Origin of the sequence: Streptomyces sp. SID4985, assembly GCF_009863025.1 — a bacterium.
GTDB lineage: Bacteria > Actinomycetota > Actinomycetes > Streptomycetales > Streptomycetaceae > Streptomyces.
Window position 1 is genome coordinate 1 of sequence record NZ_WWIR01000690.1, and the last position, 2,266, is coordinate 2,266.

Consider the following 2,266-nt stretch of genomic DNA (forward strand, 5'->3'; position numbering starts at 1 on the left):
AGAGCTTGCGAAGTCCACTGAGCACCCTTTCGAGCAGCGTCACATCGGGAGCGCCGCCGTTGTTCTCGTCGCCACCCGGCTGGTGGATGGCGACCAGGCCGGCCTCGGCGAGGTCGGCGACCAGAATCCGGGCCACACCGAGCGGCATGGCCAGTAGCGCGGACACCTCCGCGACCGACTTCACCTCGACGCACAGTTGGCAGATGCGCTGGTGCTCCGGGAGCAGTCCCATGAGCGCTGCCGGGTCGGCCGTCGTGCTGATCAGCGCCTCGATGGCGAGCTGATAGCGCGGCCGCGTCCGGCCGCCGGTCATCGCGTACGGACGGACCAGCGGCTGGTCCCCCTCATCGCCGTACGACTCCGCGTACGGATCATGAGAGGCGTTGGGCGGGGTCATGAATCCTCCGGGCGGGACAGCAAGTCGGTCAGTCGTGCCGTCTGACGGGGCCGGTGGGGGGATTGTGGCGGCCGGACGGTTGTTTTGTGAGGTGGGTGGTGCCGGGGCGGGTCAGTGGAGCAGACTGCCTTGTAGTTCGGCGCGCAGATCCGGGGTGAGTACCGCACCCGCGCGGTCGACGAGCAGCGCCATCTCGTAGCCGACGAGACCGATGTCGCACTCGGGGTGGGCCAGAACCGCGAGGGACGACCCGTCCGAGACGGACATGAGGAAGAGGAAGCCGCGTTCCATCTCGACGACGGTCTGCGACACGCTGCCTCCCTCGAAGATCCGGGAAGCCCCGGCCGTGAGAGAGGTCAGCCCGGAGGCGACCGCGGCCAGCTGGTCGGCGCGGTCACGGGGGAAACCTTCGGACATCGCCAGCAGAAGGCCGTCGGCGGAGACCACCACCGTGTGGGACACCCCTGGGGTGTTGTCCACGAAGTTGGTGATCAACCAGTTCAGGTTCTGTGCCGCCTGGCTCATCGGACTCAACTAACGCTCCTGCTGGTGAGTGGGGCTGGAAAAGCTGCCGGTCTGGCCGTTGCCGGCCTGGCGGCCCTGCGCGATGCCCCGGCGGAGATTGGTCAGCCGGCCGCGCACCTCGTCGGGGGAGCGCGAAACCTGCGGACCGGTCGGGGTCTGCTGCTGTTGCTGTGCGGTGCCCGGGACGAGGTTCGCCTTGGGCACACGGCGCGGCAGACCGGAGGTGGTGATGCCGCCCGCCGCGGGCTGCCGTACGCGCTCGGCCTGCCGGACGATCTCGTCGTTCGGCGAGGTGCGCCAGGAGCCCGTGGTGGACGAGGAGGAGGCGGGAGCCGCGGCACGCTGCGGAGCCGGAGCCTGGGCGGGCGCCTGCTGGTGAGCGGCCGGGGCCGCCGGAGCGGGGGCCTGCCCGGCCTCCTGCTGGCCGCCGCCGTGGAACCAGTTGGTCTCCAGCGTGTCGTACAGCGGGGTACGGCCGTCGCCGGGAGCACCGGCCGGGGGCAGCGCCGCCCAGCCCTCGTTCGGCGCCTGGCGCTGCGCGGGAGCCCGGTCGGGCTCGGGGGCCGCCTGGCGCTGCGGGAACTGCGGGCGCTGCGCGCCGAAGTCCCCGTGACCGCCCTGCTGCGGACGCTCGAACTGACCGGTGTGCGGTCCGCTCGCGCCGTGGCTGCCCGGCAGCGCGTGCTGACCGGTGTTGCCCGCGTCGTAACCGCCGCCGTCGTACGCCTGCGGCGCCGCGAACTGGCCGGTGCTCTGCGGGTCCTGGCCATTGGCCGGGCCGCCGAAGCCGTTGTTCTGGGCGTACGGGTCGTGGCCGCCGCCCTGCTGGGCGAACCGGTTGCCCTGCTGGGCGCCGGGCCGCTGGAACTGACCGGTGTTCTGCTGCTCGTTGGAGCCGGGCCGCGCGAACTGACCGTTGTTGTGCTGGTCGTTCATGCCGGGCCGCTGGAACTGGCCCGTGTTCTGCTGCTCGTTGGCGCCGGGCCGGGCGAACTGACCCGTGTTGTGCTGCGGGTTGCCCGTGCCGGGCCGGGCGAACTGGCCCTCGTTGTTGCCGTACAGGTCCTGGCGGGGGAACTCGCCGGTGCCGGACGGGTCGTGCGCGTCGATGCGGGGCATCTCCGCGGTCGCGCCCGCGCCCTGGCGGTCGTCCACGCGCGGCATCCGCGCGGTGTGCGGGGCCTGCTCGTCGTGGCCGCGTGGGGTGTCCATCGACGCACGGTTCTGCGGGGCGTCGCCCCACTCCGGGCCGCGCTGCTGCGGGTTGCCGCCGGGCAGCTCGGCACGCGGACCGCCACGCGGCGGCAGCTGGGGCTGACGGCCCTGGTCGGCACCGCCTCGCGG

General features: G+C 72.7%; 2 protein-coding genes and 1 pseudogene. All 3 read right to left on the reverse strand.

The genetic code is table 11. The annotated features are described in order from the left end of the window. On the reverse strand, nucleotides 1–397 hold a 397-nt coding region (locus tag GTW40_RS30450), incomplete at its 3' end, for a DUF742 domain-containing protein (protein ID WP_161183362.1). A gap of 111 nt (nucleotides 398–508) precedes the next feature. Continuing rightward, on the reverse strand, nucleotides 509–922 hold the full coding sequence (locus GTW40_RS30455) for a roadblock/LC7 domain-containing protein (protein WP_018544706.1): 414 nt from the start codon (nucleotides 920–922) through the stop codon (nucleotides 509–511). 9 nt (nucleotides 923–931) lie between these two features. Then, nucleotides 932–2,266: pseudogene (locus GTW40_RS30460) on the reverse strand (hypothetical protein); the annotation flags it as partial.